12 protein-coding genes are annotated in these 16,546 nt (G+C 69.8%); 9 read left to right on the forward strand and 3 right to left on the reverse strand.

Annotated features, from left to right (window positions below; translation table 11 throughout):
* Nucleotides 1–342: 342 nt before the first annotated feature.
* From JJ685_RS04900 to JJ685_RS04925, 6 genes are read left to right on the forward strand one after another with little or no spacing between them, the layout of a single operon-like run.
* Complete coding sequence (locus tag JJ685_RS04900; RefSeq protein ID WP_201673076.1) at nucleotides 343–1,647, forward strand: CmpA/NrtA family ABC transporter substrate-binding protein; 1,305 nt, start codon at nucleotides 343–345, stop codon at nucleotides 1,645–1,647.
* A gap of 11 nt (nucleotides 1,648–1,658) precedes the next feature.
* Nucleotides 1,659–2,522 (forward strand): nitrate ABC transporter permease, encoded by an 864-nt coding sequence (ntrB, locus tag JJ685_RS04905; RefSeq protein ID WP_201673077.1) that lies wholly within the window; start codon nucleotides 1,659–1,661, stop codon nucleotides 2,520–2,522.
* A 9-nt stretch (nucleotides 2,523–2,531) separates the two neighbouring features.
* Nucleotides 2,532–3,377, forward strand: a complete 846-nt coding sequence (locus JJ685_RS04910) for an ABC transporter ATP-binding protein (RefSeq protein ID WP_201673078.1) — start codon at nucleotides 2,532–2,534, stop codon at nucleotides 3,375–3,377.
* A gap of 35 nt (nucleotides 3,378–3,412) precedes the next feature.
* Nucleotides 3,413–5,545, forward strand: coding sequence for an ATP-binding protein (locus tag JJ685_RS04915; protein ID WP_201673079.1), 2,133 nt, complete (start codon nucleotides 3,413–3,415; stop codon nucleotides 5,543–5,545).
* A complete protein-coding gene (locus tag JJ685_RS04920; protein WP_236598677.1) occupies nucleotides 5,542–5,928 on the forward strand; it encodes a response regulator transcription factor in 387 nt (128 codons plus the stop codon). Before JJ685_RS04915 ends, JJ685_RS04920 begins: the two co-directional genes overlap by 4 nt.
* A gap of 4 nt (nucleotides 5,929–5,932) precedes the next feature.
* The gene (locus JJ685_RS04925) at nucleotides 5,933–6,388 is read left to right on the forward strand and encodes a chemotaxis protein CheX (RefSeq protein WP_201673080.1); all 456 of its coding nucleotides are present in this window, start codon (nucleotides 5,933–5,935) and stop codon (nucleotides 6,386–6,388) included.
* 611 nt (nucleotides 6,389–6,999) lie between these two features.
* Here the strand turns inward: JJ685_RS04925 and JJ685_RS29645 are convergent.
* On the reverse strand, nucleotides 7,000–8,271 hold the full coding sequence (locus JJ685_RS29645) for a type IV pili methyl-accepting chemotaxis transducer N-terminal domain-containing protein (RefSeq protein WP_201673081.1): 1,272 nt from the start codon (nucleotides 8,269–8,271) through the stop codon (nucleotides 7,000–7,002).
* A gap of 187 nt (nucleotides 8,272–8,458) precedes the next feature.
* Between JJ685_RS29645 and nirB the strand changes: the two genes are divergently transcribed.
* The 3 genes from nirB to JJ685_RS04945 all read left to right on the forward strand — a co-directional run bounded on the left by nirB (nucleotide 8,459) and on the right by JJ685_RS04945 (nucleotide 14,157).
* Nucleotides 8,459–10,900, forward strand: coding sequence for a nitrite reductase large subunit NirB (nirB, locus tag JJ685_RS04935; protein WP_201673694.1), 2,442 nt, complete (start codon nucleotides 8,459–8,461; stop codon nucleotides 10,898–10,900).
* Nucleotides 10,897–11,280 (forward strand): nitrite reductase small subunit NirD, encoded by a 384-nt coding sequence (gene nirD, locus JJ685_RS04940; RefSeq protein ID WP_201673082.1) that lies wholly within the window; start codon nucleotides 10,897–10,899, stop codon nucleotides 11,278–11,280. Before nirB ends, nirD begins: the two co-directional genes overlap by 4 nt.
* A 93-nt stretch (nucleotides 11,281–11,373) precedes the next feature.
* Nucleotides 11,374–14,157 carry a nitrate reductase gene (locus tag JJ685_RS04945; RefSeq protein ID WP_201673083.1) on the forward strand — a complete coding sequence of 928 codons (2,784 nt, stop codon included), beginning with the start codon at nucleotides 11,374–11,376 and terminating at the stop codon, nucleotides 14,155–14,157.
* A 6-nt stretch (nucleotides 14,158–14,163) separates the two neighbouring features.
* On the opposite strand, the gene JJ685_RS04950 is transcribed toward JJ685_RS04945, so the two are convergent.
* Nucleotides 14,164–15,183, reverse strand: a complete 1,020-nt coding sequence (locus JJ685_RS04950; RefSeq protein ID WP_201673084.1) for an NAD-dependent epimerase — start codon at nucleotides 15,181–15,183, stop codon at nucleotides 14,164–14,166.
* A complete protein-coding gene (locus JJ685_RS04955) occupies nucleotides 15,180–16,544 on the reverse strand; it encodes a UDP-glucose dehydrogenase family protein (RefSeq protein WP_201673085.1) in 1,365 nt (454 codons plus the stop codon). The genes JJ685_RS04950 and JJ685_RS04955 overlap by 4 nt, the downstream gene beginning before the upstream one ends.
* Nucleotides 16,545–16,546 lie beyond the last annotated feature (2 nt).

Raw genomic sequence — 16,546 nt, forward strand, 5'->3', positions numbered from 1 at the left:
CGCGAAAGCACGCGCCATGTGTTCCATCCGCGCCACCAGCCGCACAGGAACAGTGCGCCGCGCGCCATCAACGCGCATGCGTCATTCCCGCGACGGCGGGAATCCACGGCGCCCGGGAAACAAGTCGTCGCTCGCGGCGACTCTGGGGAAGCCCCGTGTTCCCGCCTCCGCGGGGACGCCGCCGCCGGGGTGGCACGCCTCCTGCTAACAACCCTACCGAACGGGCGCTAACGACGGCGCGCTGCACAACCCGAACCCTGGACAACGGCGTCCATCCCTGCGTGCGCGCGAGCCATGCAGTGCGATGGGCGCCTTTCTTTTTCCTCGCAACTGGAGCTGACGATGCCAAGCAATACCAACAAGGTCTCCCGCCGATCCGTCCTGAAGGGGGCGACCGCCCTCGGCGCGGCGAGCGCTGCCGGCGGCCTGTGGCCGCTCACGGCCTCGGCGCAGGGCACCGGCCTCGAGACGAAGGCGGCCAAGCTGGGCTTCATCGCGCTCACCGACGCCGCGCCCCTGTTCGTGGCCGACGAGAAGGGCTTCTTCAAGAAGCACGGCATGACCGAGGTGGAAGTGCTGAAGCAGTCCTCCTGGGGCGCGACGCGCGACAACCTGGTGCTGGGCTCGAAGAGCAACGGCATCGACGGCGCGCACATCCTGACGCCCATGCCCTACCTGATCACGACCGGCGCGGTGACGGCGAACAACGTGCAGGTGCCGATGAACATCCTGGCGCGCCTGAACCTCGGCGGCCAGTGCATCTCGGTGGCCAGCGAGTACAAGGACCTGAAGGTCGGCCTCGACAACCGCGAGTTCAGGAAGGCCCTGCTGGCCAAGCGCGTGAAGACGGGCAAGGCGGTGAACGCCGCCATGACCTTCCCCGGCGGCACGCACGACATGTGGCTGCGCTACTGGATGGCCGCCGGCGGCGTCGATCCCAACCGCGACATCAACACCATCGTGGTGCCCCCGCCGCAGATGGTGGCCAACATGAAGGTGGGCAGCATGGACACGTTCTGCGTCTGCGAGCCCTGGAACCTGCAGCTCATTCACCAGAAGATCGGCTACACCGCGCTCACCACCAGCGAGCTCTGGATGAACCATCCGGAAAAGGCCTTCGCGATGCGCGCCGACTACGTGCAGGCCAACCCGAACAGCACCAAGGCGCTGCTCAAGGCCATCATGGAAGCGCAGATGTACTGCGAGGAGGCGAAGAATCGCGCCGAGGTCGCCGAGATCTGCGCGCGGCGCCGCTGGATCAGCGCCCCGCTGGAAGACATCGTCGACCGCATGAAGGGCGATTTCGATTACGGCACGGGCCGCACCGAGTCCAACAGCAAGTACCAGATGCGCTACTGGAAGGACCACGCCTCCTACCCGTTCCAGAGCCACGACCTCTGGTTCCTCACCGAGAACATCCGCTGGGGCTACCTGCCGCCCAACCTGGACACCAAGGCGCTGATCGCCAAGGTGAACCGCGAGGACCTGTGGCGCGCCGCCGCCAAGGAGCTGGGCGTCGCGGCCAAGGACATCCCGGGCTCCACCTCGCGCGGCGTGGAGAAGTTCTTCGACGGCAAGGTGTTCGACCCGGCCAACCCGAAGAAGTATCTCGACTCGCTCGAGATCAAGAACATCAAGAGCGCCTGAGGAGGCAAGCCATGCGAACGACCGAGACCGTCGAACCGATCCGATTGCCCGTGCCGGCGGTGCCGGGCGCCCTGCGCACCTGGTCCACCGGCGTGGCGAGGGGCTTCATGACCCACGTGCTGCCGCCGCTGCTGATCCTCGGCGTGCTGCTGGTCGTGTGGCAGGCGCTGGGCTCGCGCCCCGGCGCCGCCCTGCCCGCGCCCAGCAAGGTGGTGCAGGACACCTGGGACCTGATCGCCCACCCCTGGTACGACCGCGGCGGCAACGACGTGGGCATCGCCTGGCAGCTGCTCGCCAGCCTCAAGCGCGTGGCCTACGGCTATGCGCTGGCGGTGGTGGTGGGCGTGAGCCTGGGCGTGCTGGTGGGCCAGTCGACCTGGGCGCTGCGCGGCCTCGACCCGCTGTTCCAGGTGCTGCGCACCGTGCCGCCGCTCGCCTGGCTGCCGATCTCGCTGGCGGGCTTCCGCGACGGCCATCCCTCGGCGATCTTCGTCATCTTCATCACCTCGATCTGGCCGATCATCATCAACACCTCGATCGGCATCCGCAACATCCCGGAGGACTACCGCAACGTCGCCAAGGTGATCCGCCTCAACGGCCTGGAGTACTTCGCCCGCATCATGCTGCCGGCGGCGGCGCCCTTCATCTTCTCGGGGCTGCGCATCGGCGTGGGCCTGTCGTGGCTGGCGATCATCGCCGCCGAGATGCTGATCGGCGGCGTGGGGATCGGCTTCTTCATCTGGGACGCGTGGAACTCCTCGCGCATCAGCGACATCATCCTGGCGCTCGTCTACGTGGGCCTGGTGGGCTTCACCCTCGATCGCTTCGTCGCCTTCCTCGGCCGCAAGGTCACCCGCGGCACGTCCGCCGCCTGAGGTTCCATCATGAGCAAAGCCTACCTCTCGCTGTCCCGGGTCGACATGACCTTCCCTGGCCCGAACGGCGGCAACCCCGTCCTCAAGGGCATCGACCTCGCCGTGCGGCGCGGCGAATACATCTCCCTGATCGGCCATTCGGGCTGCGGCAAGTCCACCGTCCTGAACATCGTGGCCGGCCTGCTGAAGGCCACGTCCGGCGGGGTGCTGCTGGACAACCGCGAGGTCGACGCGCCCGGGCCCGACCGCGCCGTGGTGTTCCAGAACCACTCGCTGCTGCCCTGGCTCACCGTCTACCAGAACGTGGAGATCGCGGTGGACAAGATCTTCCGCGAGACGCGCACGCCGGCCGAACGCAGGGACTGGATCCTGCACAACCTCGCGATGGTCAACATGTCGCACGCGCTGGACCGGCTGCCCTCGCAGATCTCCGGCGGCATGAAGCAGCGCGTGGGCATCGCCCGGGCGCTGGCCATGGAGCCCAAGGTGCTGCTGCTCGATGAGCCCTTCGGCGCGCTCGACGCCCTCACCCGCGCGCACCTGCAGGACGAGGTGATCCGCATCCAGTCCGAGCTGGGCAACACGGTCATGATGATCACGCACGACGTCGACGAGGCGGTGCTGATGTCGGACCGCGTGGTGATGATGACCAACGGCCCCGCCGCGACCGTCGGGCAGATCATGGACGTGCCGCTGGAACGCCCGCGCAACCGCATCGACCTGGCCGAGGACAAGGTCTACAACCACTGCCGGCAGGAGATCCTCTCCTTCCTGTACGAGAAGCAGCGCAAGGTGGAGCCGATCTCGCCGCGCGCGGCGGGCAGCTTCTCGAAGAAGGAAAAGGCGGTCGCCTGAGGTCCGGGCCGCCGGGACGGGAAGAAGGGAGTTCGATGGCTGCCGTGCTGCCCCTGGACGCTGCCCGTCCGCACAAGGCCCGCCCGGCCGCGGACGCGCGGTCGCGGGTCCGTCCGGGCTTTTCCTTCGGCAAGTACCGCGAGATCGTCGTCGCGGTCGCCCTGTTCCTGCTGTTCGACCTGGGCGTGCTGGTGCTGAATTTCTACACCTCGTTCCAGATCGACCAGGACACGGTCGCGATCAACCTCGCGGGACGCCAGCGCTACGTGTCGCAGCGCATCGCCCGCACCCTGCTGGAGCTCGACGCCGCCCGCGCGGCCGGCCGGCCCTACGAGCCCGGGACGCTGGCGGAGTTGCGGGCGGGAGCGAGGATCTTCGAGCTGTCGCACGCGGCCTTCAAGGCGGGCGCCACCGTTCCCGGCGGCGACGGCAAGCCGGTGTTCCTGGCCGCCGTGACCTCACCGCGCGGACGCGAACTCGAGGCCCGGGTCGACGCCCTCTGGCAACCCTATTACGAGAAGCTGCTGCCCCTGATGCAGGACGGCTTCGGCCCCGGGGAGCTGTCGGCCGCCCTCGCCTACAGCCAGGCGAACAACCTCCGGCTGCTGGACGCCGCCAACGACTTCGTGACCGAGACGCAGGTGCTCGGCGCCTCTCGGGCCAGCACGCTGCGCCTGGTGCAGACGGCCGGCATCGTGCTGGCGCTGCTGAACTTCGCCTTCATCCTGTTCAAGTTCCTGCGCCGCCTGCAGACCTCGGACGCCGCCATCGAGGCGGTGGACGAGGAAAACCGCGCGATCCTGCAGTCGGTGCGCGAGGGCCTGTTCCTGCTCACGCCGGACTTCCGGCTCGGCTCGCAGGTGTCGCGCTCGGCCCAGGGCCTGTTCGGGCGTCCGCTGGAACCGGGGCAGGACTTCTTCGCCCTGCTGGAACCCTTGCTGGACGCCAGGGCCTTGGCCGATGCCCGCGACTACGTGCAGCTCCTGTTCGCACCGCACGTGAAGGAGGCGCTGGTCCAGGGCATCAATCCGCTGTCGGAGGTCGAGGCCCGGGTGCACCACCGCCTCGGCCACGAAGTGATCCGGCACCTGTCCTTCCATTTCAACCGGGTGGTCGAGGGCGGCGCGGTGCGGCACCTGCTGGTGACGGTGCAGGACGTCTCCGCCCGCATCGAGCTGGAGCGCGCGCTGGCGTCGGAACGCCAGCGCTCGCAGAAGGAATTCGAGATGCTGCTGAAGGCGGTGCACGCGGATCCCACCATGCTGGCCCAGTTCGTCGGCCGGGCCGAGGCCCACCTGCTGGGGATCAACGAAATGCTGCGCGCCACCTCGGGCGCGCAGGGCGAGACCGCGGTCCTGAGGGGCATCGACGAGGCGCGCCGCCGGGTGCACGCCATCAAGGGCGACGCGGCGACGCTGGGCCTGGAGACCCTCGCCGCCCACGCGCACCAGTTCGAGGATGCGCTCGACCGCATCCGCCAGGGCGGCGCCGGCGACCTGGGCCAGGCCCTGCTCACCCTGCCGCTGCCGCTGGAGGAAATGCTGCACAAGGTCGGCGCGCTGCGCTCGCTCACGGGCCTGCAGCGCCGCGCCGCCACCGAGGAGCCCCCGCGCGGCGGCACCACGATCAATGCCATGCTCGCCAGGCTGGCGGAGCACGTGGCGGGCGACGCCGGCAGGAAGGTGCAGCCGACGGTGGCCCTGGGCGCGCTGGCCGACCTCCCGCCCCCGCAGGCCGACCTGCTGCGGGAGATCGCCGTGCAGTTGCTGCGCAATGCGATCACCCACGGCATCGAGCCATCGGCGGAGCGCATCGAGCGGGGCAAGCCGGAGGCAGGCAAGGTGGTGGCGCGCCTCACGCGCGCCGAGGGCGAATGGGTGCTCGTAGTGCGCGACGACGGCGCGGGGCTGTCGGCGCCGCGGATTCGCGAGCGCTTGCTGGAACTGGGCTGGTACACGCAGGAGCAGCTGGACACGCTGCCCGACCGCCAGGTCGTGTCGTACATCTTCAAGCCGGGCTTCTCCACCGCCGACGCGCTGTCGCTGCACGCCGGCCGCGGCGTCGGGCTGGACGTGGTGCAGGCCAACGTGCAGAAGCTGGGGGCGCGGATCACCCTGGCCTCCACGCCCGGCGCGTACACGGAATTCAGGATCCGCTTCCCCGCATGAAAGCAGCGCCCATGCGCCTTCTCGTCGTGGACGATTCCAACATGATCCGCTCCCGCATCCTGCGGCTCGTGCAGGGCGGCGGCCTCGCCGGCCTCAGCGTGGTGGCCGTGGCCCGCAACGGCGCGGAGGCCCTGCGGGTGGCGCGCGCCACCCGCCCGGACCTGGTGACCATGGACCTGACCATGCCGGAGATGGACGGCGTGGAATGCCTCGCCGAGATGCTGCGGATGCTGCCGCGCACCCGCATCCTGGTGGTCAGCGCGCTCTCGGACAAATCGACCGCCATCCAGGCGCTGCGCCTGGGCGCCCGCGGCTTCGTGGCCAAGCCGTTCAGCGACGACGAGCTGAAGCTCGCGCTGCTCGACGTGATGGAAGGCAAGTGAGGCGATGGACTCGCTGAACGCCGGCGAACTCGAGCTCTTCGTGGAGTCGGTGCGCCAGTACTTCAAGGTGCTGACCCGCCACGAGCCGCGGATCACCTCCGCCTTCCTCGCCACCGGCGAGCTGCAGGGCTACGACTACAACGGCATCGTCACCTTCTCGGGGGCCTACAACGGGCACGTGATCGTGTCGACGCCGGGAGCGCTGCTGAAGGAACTGCTGCTGCTGCAGGGCGAGACCGACCTCTCGCAGCCGAACCTGCTCGACGCGGTGGGCGAGATCGCCAACACGCTGGGCGGGAATGCCCGCAAGACGCTGGGATCGGCCCTGCAGATCTCGGTGCCGCTCAAGCTGCATGGCAGCACGGGGGTGCAGGCGCGGGTGAGGAAGCACCCTTACGTCGTCACCCTGAAGTGGAACCGGCAGCCGGCCGTCGTGTGCATCGACCTGGAGCGTCGGTAAGGGAAAAAGACAAGGCCCGGACGCAGAGGACAGCAGGCCGTCGCTGGACTTTCAGGCTCTTCACCGCATTCCGGAGAGACCAAGAGAAGGGCGGCCGATGGCTACCACGGTTCGCCGGTTGCCTCCGACCCGGACCAGGACGTGACCGTCCGCCTCTGCGACTGTCCCCCGGCGCGGATGAAAAGCGTGCCCCGGTTTGGCGCCGCGCCCGCGCCTCCTCCTTGATGTCGCCGAGTCGGACGGTCACGCCCTGGTCCTCCGCGGCGCGGGCGCGAGCGCACCGTCCATCGGTGAGCGCGCTTCGAGCGTCGTCGACCGCGCCAACCAAAGCCGCACGCTTGCGATCGACACGCTGCAGGACCAGTCCGTGGCTGTCCGGCTCAGCGACATAAAGGAGGAGGCGCGGGCGCGGCGCCAGCACGAGCAACGGCTCTCATCCGCGCCGGGGGACAGTCGCTGAGACGGACAGACACGGGCTGGTCCGGCCCGAGGGGCGCGAGGTCCACCAACTCAATACGCGGCCACGGAAGACCCTAGGCTTCGCAACGCCCGCTGATAGATTCGCAGCCTTGGTGTTGCGCTGACCCGTTGAACGCACCAAGAACCTGCTTTCAGCCCCCCATCAGCACCTGGATGCTGTGCTGGTACGCCTCCGTGAGCTGGTCGAACAGCTCGAACAACTCCTCGCTCGCCGCCGCCAGCTTCATCCGCCCTGCCGCCCGGTCCGCCCCCGGAACCGCGGCGCGCAGCTCCTTCCAGGCCGACTCGCCGTGCTCCAGCATCGACCGGATCAGCGGCGTCGACAAGGGCGCCTGCTGCAGCGCCGCCAGCCCTTCTTCGAACTCCGCCGCGGTCTGCTCCATGGCGGCCGCCAGGGCCGCCTTGTCGCCGCCCGTGCCCTGCATCAGCGCCAGCTTCGCCATGCGCTGCGAGCGCCAGCGCAGCGCTCCGGCCACGTTGATCGCCTGCACGGTCGTCGCCGCGCCCGAGGACTCCAGCGCCAGCACCAGCGCATTCGCCTGCGCCACCACCGTGTCGGCCTGCCGGTCAAGCCGCGCGAGTTCCGTCGCCCGCGGCGGCGCCTCCAGCGACTGCCGCAGGGCCTGCCAGCCCTCCCGCGCCGCCGCCAGCAGGTCGCCGTAGCTGGCCGCCGACAGGTCGGATTGCAGGGAGGCGAGGTTGTCCTCCACCCGCTGGATCGACTCGCGCATCAGCGCCCCCGCGGCGGCCCCTTCCGTCCGGCTGCAGGCCAGGGCGTAGAGCTTCACCAGCCGCTGCGACAGCATGCGCTGCTGCCCGGCCCGGTTGATCGCCTGCGCGATGCGGGCGGCCTCGATCACCTGCCGCGACACCTGGCCCACGCGCTGGTTGCCCTGCATCGAGGCGTTGCGCAGCAGCTGGAACGCCTCTTCCTCGCCGACCTGCTGGGCCCGCATCAGCACCCCCTTGGCCTTGTCGATCCACTTGCGCTCCTCCAGCTTGTCGGCCAGCTCCGCGGCCCGGGACCGCAGCGCGCGCTCGTGCGCCTCGCGCGCCAGCGCCAGGTGCACCAGCGGGCGCAGCCGCGCCGGCCCGTAGCCCTGCACCACCCAGGCGTGCACGCCCGCTTCCAGTGCACGCTGCATCCATTCGACGCCGCCGTCCTGCGTGAACCAGAGCACGGGCACCGGCTGCTGGGCCTGCAGGGTCGCGACCGACTGCAGGAGTTCCGATGTGGGGCGCGGCGCCCAGCACACCAGCACGTCGGGCGCCGCACGCAGGGTTTCGCGCACCAGGTGGGCGCAATCGCCCTCGCCGCGCACCTCGAATCCCGCCGCCGTGAAGTCGGCGACGAGCGCGGGGGCACCAGGATCGGGCGTTTTCAGGAGAAGAACGGTAGTCACGGCGTTGGCTCGGAAGACCGCGCAAGCATAGTGCACTGCCGGCCGCCAGCGGCTGGCACGGTCCCTGCAATCGGGCCGGTATCGGGTGCAATGCTGCACCCGGGCCGTGCACCGTACCGCCGGCCGCGCGCACAAAGAGGTGTGCTTTCCTGTTACGTCACCACCAGGAGTCACACCCGTGAAGAAGATGAAGCTCGTGATGATCGGCAACGGCATGGCCGGCGTGCGCACGATCGAGGAACTGCTGAAGATCGCGCCCGAGCTGTACGACGTCGCCGTGTTCGGTGCCGAGCCGCACCCGAACTACAACCGCATCCTGCTGTCGCCGGTGCTCGCCGGCGAGCAGACGCTGGACGAGATCGTCCTGAACTCCTGGGAGTGGTACGAACAGAACCGCATCCGCCTGCACGCCGGCAGGAAGGTGGTGCAGATCGACCGGGTGAAGCGCATCGTGCGCGCCGAGGACGGCACCGAGGAGGAATACGACCGCCTCCTGCTGTGCACCGGCTCCAATCCCTTCCTCCTGCCCGTGCCCGGCAAGGACCTCGAGGGCGTGATCGCCTACCGCGACATCGCCGACACCAACGCCATGATCGAGGCGGCGCAGAAATACCGCAGCGCCGTCGTGATCGGCGGCGGCCTGCTGGGCCTCGAAGCGGCCAACGGCCTCATGAAGCGCGGCATGGACGTCACCGTGGTGCACGTGATGCCCTGGCTGATGGAGCGCCAGCTCGACGACGTGGCCGGCCGGCTGCTGCAGAAGTCGCTGGAGGAACGCGGCCTGAAGTTCCTGATCGGGGCGCACACGCAGGAACTCGTGGGCGGCGAGGACGGCCGGGTGAAGTCCGTGAAGTTCAAGGACGGCCGCGAAGTCGACGCCGACCTGGTGGTGATGGCCGTCGGCATCCGTCCCAACACGCAACTGGCCGAAGCCGCCGGCATCCACTGCAACCGCGGCATCGTGGTGCACGACACGATGCAGACCGTCACCGACGCCCGCATCTACTCGGTGGGCGAATGCGCCGCCCACCGCGGCATCGCCTATGGCCTGGTGGCCCCGTTGTTCGAGCAGGCCAAGGTGGCGGCCAACCACCTGGCGCAGTTCGGCATCGGCCGCTACACCGGCTCGCTCACCTCCACCAAGCTGAAGGTCACCGGCATCGACCTGTTCTCCGCCGGCGACTTCATGGGCGGCGAAGGCACGGAGGAGATCGTGATGAGCGATCCCTTCGGTGGCGTCTACAAGAAGCTGGTGCTCAGGGGCGACAAGCTGGTGGGCGCCTGCCTCTACGGCGACACGGTGGACGGCAGCTGGTACTTCAAGCTGCTGCGCGAGGGCCGCAGCGTCGGCGACATCCGCGACAAGCTGATGTTCGGCGAGTCCAACCTGGGCGACGCCGGCCACCAGGGCCAGAGCAAGGCCGCCTGCATGGCCGACGGCGACGAGGTCTGCGGCTGCAACGGCGTGAGCAAGGGCACGATCTGCAAGACGATCAAGGAGAAGGGCCTGTTCACCCTGGACGAGGTGCGCAGGCACACCAAGGCCAGCGCCTCCTGCGGCTCCTGCACGGGCCTGGTGGAACAGATCATCATGTTCACGGCCGGCGGCGACTACTCCGCGGCGCCCAAGAAGAAGGCGCTGTGCGGCTGCACCGACCACAGCCACCAGGAAGTGCGCGACGCGATCCGCAACAACCGCCTCCTCACCATCGCCGGCACCATGAGGTTCATGGAGTGGCGCACGCCCGATGGCTGCTCCTCCTGCCGCCCCGCGCTGAACTACTACCTGATCTCCACCTGGCCCAAGGAGGCCAGGGACGATCCGCAGTCGCGCTACATCAACGAGCGCAGCCACGCCAACATCCAGAAGGACGGCAGCTACTCGGTGATCCCGCGCATGTGGGGCGGCGAGACGACCGCGGCCGAACTGCGCCGCATCGCGGACGTCGTCGACAAGTACCAGATCCCCACGGTGAAGGTCACGGGCGGCCAGCGCATCGACCTGCTGGGCGTGAAGAAGGAGGACCTGCGCAACGTCTGGCAGGACCTCGGCATGCCTTCGGGCCACGCCTATGCGAAGGCGCTGCGCACGGTCAAGACCTGCGTCGGCAGTGAATGGTGCCGCTTCGGCACCCAGGACTCCACCCAGATGGGCAAGGACCTGGAGCGGGCGCTGTGGCGCATGTACGCGCCGCACAAGGTGAAGCTGGCCGTGTCCGGCTGCCCGCGCAACTGCGCCGAGTCGGGCATCAAGGACGTGGGCGTGATCGGCGTCGATTCCGGCTGGGAGATCTACGTCGGCGGCAACGGCGGCATCAAGACCGAGGCCGGCCAGTTCTTCTGCAAGGTGAAGACGAAGGAGGAGGTGCTGGAGTACAGCGGCGCCTTCCTCCAGCTGTACCGCGAGGAAGGCTGGTACCTGGAGCGGACGGTGCACTACCTGCAGCGCGTGGGCCTGGACTACGTCAAGAAGAAGGTCCTGGAGGACCACGAAGGCCGCAGGGCCCTGTGGGAGCGGCTGCAGTTCGCCCTCGACGGCGAGCCCGATCCCTGGTTCGACCACGACAAGGCGGCGCTCGACACCCGCCAGTTCGCGAAGCTGCAACTCGAAGAAGGACAGGTGGCATGAAAGGCAACGACTGGACGGTGATCTGCCGCGTGGAGGACATCCCGGTGCTCGGCGCCCGGCGCGTGGCGCGCGAGCGCGGCATGGACGTGGCGGTGTTCCGCAACGGCGAGGACCAGGTCTTCGCCCTGCTCGATCGCTGCCCGCACAAGGGCGGGCCGCTGTCGCAGGGCATCGTGTTCGGCACCAGCGTGGCCTGCCCGCTGCACAACTGGACGATCGGGCTGGAGGACGGCAAGGCGAAGGCGCCCGACGAGGGCTGCACGCAGCGCTTCTCCTGCCGCGTGCAGGAGGGGCAGGTGATGCTCGACCCGGTGGAGCTCGCGACGCTGGCGCTCGACGAGCAGCCGCCGGTGGCCGGACCTTGCGCGAAGCATGGCTGAAACACGGTCCACCTGCCCCTACTGCGATCTCGCCGCGCAGCGGCGCATCGCATTGCGAGTCACAGAAACGCCTCCGTACGGGCTGGATGGGCCATGAAGGAAACAAGAAGCACGTGCCCGTACTGCGGCGTAGGCTGCGGGGTGATCATCCAGTCCGAGGGCGACCGGATCACCGGCGTGCGCGGGGACCCGGCCCATCCCGCCAACTTCGGCCGGCTGTGCACCAAGGGCTCGACGCTGCACCTCACCGCCGCACCGGAGGTGACGCGGCAGGTGCGCTTGCTGCACCCGATGCGGCGCGAGCGCCGCGGGGCGGCGCCGCAGCGCGTCTCGTGGGACGCGGCGCTGGACTTCGCCGCCGAATCCTTCCACCAGATCGTCTTCGAGCACGGGCCGGACGCGGTCGGCTTCTATATCTCGGGCCAGCTGCTCACCGAGGACTACTACGTCTTCAACAAGCTGGCCAAGGGCCTGCTCGCCACCAACAACATCGACACCAACTCGCGCCTGTGCATGAGCAGCGCGGTCGCGGGCTACAAGATGACGCTGGGCGCCGACGCGCCCCCCACCTGCTACGACGACGTGGACCATGCCGACTGCATCTTCATCGTCGGCAGCAACGCGGCCTACGCGCACCCGGTCCTGTTCCGCCGCGTCGAGGAAGCGAAGGCGCGGCGGCCGCAGGCGAAGATCATCGTCTGCGACCCGCGCCGCACCGACACGGCCGAACTTGCGGACCTCTACCTGCCCATCCTGCCCGGCACCGACGTGATGCTGTTCCACGGGCTGCTGCACATCATGCTGTGGGAAGGCTGGACCCGACCGGATTACATCGCGGCGCACACGAGCGGCTTCGACGCGCTGAAGGCGCTGGTGCGCGAATGCACGCCGGAACTGGTGGCGCAGACCTGCGGCCTGGCCCGGGAAGACCTGTTCACGGCCGCGCGCTGGTTCGCCACCTCGCCCGCCACGCTGAGCCTCTACTGCCAGGGCCTCAACCAATCCACCAGCGGCACGGCGAAGAACGCCGCCCTGATCAACCTGCACCTCGCCACCGCGCAGATCGGCCGGCCGGGCGCGGGTCCGTTCTCGCTCACGGGCCAGCCCAACGCGATGGGCGGGCGCGAGGTCGGCGGGCTGGCCAACCTGCTGTCGGCGCACCGGGACCTGGCCGACCCGGCGCACCGTGCCGAGATCGCCGCCTTCTGGGGCGTGCCCTCGGTGCCGGAGCTTCCCGGCAAGACCGCGGTGGAGATGTTCCAGGCCGCCGCCGACGGCGAGATCAAGGCGCTGTGGATCGCCTGCACCAACCCCGCGCAGTCGATGCCGGACCAGAAGACGGTGCGGCGCGCGCTGGAACGCGCCGAGCTGGTCGTGGTGCAGGAGGCCTTCGCGACCACCGCCACCTGCGACTACGCCGACCTGCTGCTTCCCGCGAGCACCTGGGGCGAAAAGGAAGGCACGGTCACCAACAGCGAGCGGCGCATCAGCCGCGTGCGGGCCGCCGTGACCGCGCCGGGCGAGGCCCGGCACGACTGGGCGATCGCGGTCGATTTCGCGCGCCGGCTGGAAGGCCGGCGCAACGGGCCGTCGCTGTTCCCCTACGAGACGCCCGAGGCGATCTGGCTGGAGCACCGCGAGAGCACCCGCGGCCGCGACCTGGACATCACCGGCCTCGACTACACGGGGCTGGAGCAGGCCCCGCAGCAATGGCCCTTCCCGCAATCCGCGAGCACGGGCCGGGCGCGCCTCTACGAGGACGGCGTGTTCCCCACGCCGGATGGCAGGGCGCGCTTCGCGGCGGTGGGCTACCGGCCGCCCGCGGAACCGCGCGAGTCGCGCTACCCCTTCGCCCTGCTCACGGGGCGCCTGCGCGACCAGTGGCACGGCATGAGCCGCACCGGCACGTTGGGCCGGCTGTTCGGCCACGTCCCCGAACCGGCGGTGCAGATGCATCCGCAGGACCTGGAACGCCTGCGGCTGGCCGAAGGCGACCTGGTCCACGTCACCTCGAAGCGCGGCTCGCTCGTGCTGCCGGTGCAGGCCAGCAGCGAGATCGGCCTCAGCCAGGCCTTCATCGCGATGCACTGGGGCGCGGAATTCCTGACCGGCCTCTCCAGCACCGGCGAGCCGCTGGCGGGCGTCAACGCGATCACCACGTCCGCGTACTGCCCGACGTCCAAGCAGCCCGAGCTGAAGCACGCGGCGGTGAAGATCCTCAAGGCCGAACTGCCCTGGACCCTGCTGGCGCTGGGCTGGCTGCCGCGGGAGGACGTGCTCGCCACCCGCGAGAAGCTCAAGGCGCTGATGGCGCTGTTTCCCTTCGCGACCTGCGTGCCGTTTTCCGGCAGCGCGCCGCTGGAGCAGGCGGCGGCGCACGAGCGCAGCGGGCTCCTGTTCCGCGCCGCCGCCTACGAGGCGCCGCCGGACGAAGTGCTGCAGCAACTGGAGCAGCTGCTCGGCCTGGACGCGATGGAGACGCTGCGCTACGCGGACGCGCGCAAGGGCCAGCGCCGCGCGGTGGGCGTCCAGCGGCAGGACGAGGACCTGCGCGTGGAGGCCCTCCTGCTGGCCGGCGACACCAGCGCCGAGGGCTGGCTCAAGACCCTGCTGCTGCAGCAATTGCCCGCCGGGGCCTATGGCCGCCGCCTGCTCGCGACGGGCGCCCGGCCGCCGCTCGCCCCCGTGGCCAAGGGCAAGCAGGTCTGCAGCTGCTTCGGTGTGGAGGCCGACGCGATCGCGCGGCACCTGGCGAGCAGCGCCGGTCCGGCCGAGGCGCGGCTGGCTTCGCTGCAGGCGGACCTGCGCTGCGGCACCAACTGCGGCTCCTGCGTGCCGGAACTGAAGCGGATGGCGCGCTCCGTGCAGCCCGCCTGAGCGGGCTCAGCCCGGGATCGCAGCCCGCGCGGGCGAGCCCCCGGCGGCCGGCGCCGGCAGGTGGTGGTAGCCCCGGTACCACTCGACGAAGCGCCGCAGGCCGGCGGCGAGCGGCGTGAACTCCCGCGGCTGGCCGAGCAAGGCGTTCAGGCGGGAGACGTCCGCGCAGGTCGCGGGCACGTCGCCCTGCTGCATCGGCTTCATCTGCAGTTGCGCCGGCACGCCCAGCGCGGCCTCCAGCTCGCCGATGAAATCCAGCAGGGGCACCGGCTGGCTGCCGCCGATATTGAGCACGCGCTGCGGCACCGGGTCCGTGGGCGGCTGGTCCAGCACGGCCAGCACGCCCGCGACCACGTCGTCGACGTAGGTGAAGTCGCGCAGCATGCTGCCGTGGTTGAACACGGGGATGGGCTCGCCGGCCAGGATGGCGCGGGTGAAGCTCCAGTACGCCATGTCCGGGCGGCCCCAGGGCCCGTACACGGTGAAGAAGCGCAGGCCCGAACAGGGCAGCCCGTAGAGATGGGCGTAGCTGTGCGCCATCAGCTCGTTGGCCTTCTTGGTCGCGGCATAGAGGCTCACCGGTCCGTCCACCCGGTCGTCCTCGGCGAAGGGCAGCTTGGTGTTGCCGCCGTACACGCTGGAACTGCTGGCGTAGACCAGGTGCTCGAGCCGGCGCGCGCGGCAGCCTTCGAGGATGTTGAGGAAGCCCACCAGGTTGGCCTGCGCGTACGCGTGCGGGTGGGTGACCGAATAGCGCACGCCCGCCTGCGCCGCCAGGTGCACCACGCCGCCGAAGGTGCGCCACTGGAAGAATTCCTGCACGGCCGCCGTGTCCGCGATGTCCAGCCGCTCGAACGAGAAGCCGGCTCGCCCCTGCAGCTGCGCCAGGCGGGCCTTCTTCAGCGCAGGGTCGTAGTAGTCGTTGAGATTGTCGACGCCGAGCACCTCGTTGCCGCGCGCCAGCAGCGCCTGGCACACATGCATGCCGATGAAGCCGGCCGCGCCGGTGACGAGGATGCGATTCATGCTGCGAGTGCGAGTGGGGCGGGCGCGCCCGCCACGGCTGGACGGCCGAGCGGATGGTATTCGAGCCCGCACTCGCGCATCATCGCAGGTTCGTACAGGTTGCGTCCGTCGATCACCACCGGCTGGCGCAGCACCGTGGCCATGCGGGTGAAGTCCGGCACGCGGTACACCTTCCACTCGGTGACGACGATCAGGGCGTCCGAGCCTTCCAGCGCCGCCATCGGCGAGGGCGCGTACTCCAGGCCGGGCAGCTCGCCGAGGGCCTCGCGCGCCCGGTCCATCGCCTCGGGATCGTGGGCCACGATGCGCGCCCCGCGCGCGGCGAGTTCGCGCACCACCACCAGGCTCGGGGCCTCGCGCACGTCGTCGGTTTCCGGCTTGAACGCCAGCCCCCAGACCGCGAAGCGCATGCCCGAGAGATCGGCGCCGAAGCGGTTCACGACCCGGTCCACCAGCACATGCTTCTGCCTGTCGTTGGCGCGCTCGACGGCCTGCAGCACGTGCAGCGGCTCGCCGACGCCGGCCGCGCTGGACAGCAGCGCCTTCACGTCCTTCGGGAAGCAGGAGCCGCCGTAGCCGCAGCCGGGGTACAGGAACTGCGGCCCGATGCGCGCGTCGGAGCCGATGCCGCGGCGCACCTGCTCGATGTCGGCGCCCAGTTTCTCGGCCAGCAGCGCCATCTCGTTCATGAAGCTGATGCGGGTGGCGAGCATCGCGTTGGCCGCGTACTTGGTCAGTTCGGCCGAGCGCACGTCCATCAGCACCAGCTTGTCGCGCTGGCGCTGGAAAGGCGCGTACAGGGCGCGCATCAGCAGGGCCGCGCGGTCGTCGTCCACGCCGACGATGATGCGGTCGGGCCGCATGAAGTCCTCGACGGCGGCGCCCTCCTTCAGGAACTCGGGATTCGAGACCACCGAGAACGGCACCTTGCTCATGCCGCGTTCGGCGAGCGCCTTCGCGATCTCCGCCTGCACCGCGTCGGCCGTTCCCACCGGCACGGTGCTCTTGTCGATCACCAGCTTGTAGTCGCTCATGTGGCGGCCGATGGCGCGGGCCGCGGTCAGCACGTGCTGCATGTCGGCGGAGCCGTCCTCGCCGGGCGGCGTTCCGACGGCGATGAACTGCATCGTGCCGAAGCGCACGCCTTCCTGGATGTCGGTGGTGAAGTGCAGCCGCCCCTCTGCCGCGTTGCGCAGCACGATCTCCTTCAGCCCGGGCTCGAAGATCGGCAGCTCGCCCTGGCGCAGGCGCTCGATCTTGCCGGGGTCGAGGTCGACGCACAGGACGTCGTTGCCCATTTCCGCGAAGCAGGCCCCGGTGACCAGGCCGACGTAGCCGGTGCCGACGATGGTGAGTTTCATCT

This window comes from Ramlibacter monticola (assembly GCF_016722785.1).
Classification (GTDB): domain Bacteria; phylum Pseudomonadota; class Gammaproteobacteria; order Burkholderiales; family Burkholderiaceae_C; genus Ramlibacter; species Ramlibacter monticola.